General features: G+C 52.9%; 1 protein-coding gene. It reads left to right on the forward strand.

The features are described 5' to 3' along the window. Positions 1–133: 133 nt before the first annotated feature. A partial coding sequence (locus tag AC07OK_RS30735) for a transposase family protein (protein ID WP_494693839.1) occupies positions 134–699 on the forward strand: 566 nt, incomplete at its 3' end.

Genomic DNA, 699 nt, shown 5'->3' on the forward strand with positions numbered 1-699 from the left:
CCTGAACCTTCCCCTCAAATTTCTTGTAAACATTTGAGGAAGCTGTTAACTTTCTATCTTAAAAACGGCGCATGCATGGCTGTGTTAGCCCTTTCATTCGTAGCGACCAAACTGCGAATGAAAGGAACAGGCCATGCATGCATCGATAATCTTACAGCGGTTTTTGCAGGAACAGTGCGGCTTTATGCACGCCAAACGGCAGCAATGTGTTGCGCGAATAGCGCATGCGGCATGCACCAAGGGGCTGGGCGTCGTCAAGCTGGCCAAGGCGATCGGCCATCCAGAGAAGTTGCGCCATTCTATTAAATGCTGTGACCGGCTATTGAGTAATCCGCGCTTTCAGCAAGAAGGCATCACTGTCTATCGCGCGTTGGCTAAGCAGATATTATGCAAAGCCGACGGAGCGGCCATCATTATCGACTGGTCCGATTTACGCGCCGATGGCAGTCTGCAATTATTACGCGCCGCCGTCATGGCCGAAGGACGTGCGCTGACGATTTACGAAGAAGTGCACCCTCAAACCGAGCTGGGCTCTCCCAAAGTCCACTGCCTGTTTATGCGTCGGCTAAAGACAGTGTTGCCGCCAGCCTTTCGGGCCATCATTATCACCGACGCCGGCTTTCGCGCCACTTGGTTCAAGATGCTTGATCAGCAAGGATGGGCGTGGATCGGGCGTATTCGCAATCGCGATATGGTGTG

The sequence above is a fragment of the Duganella sp. GW821-FHT07G03 genome, assembly GCF_059418605.1.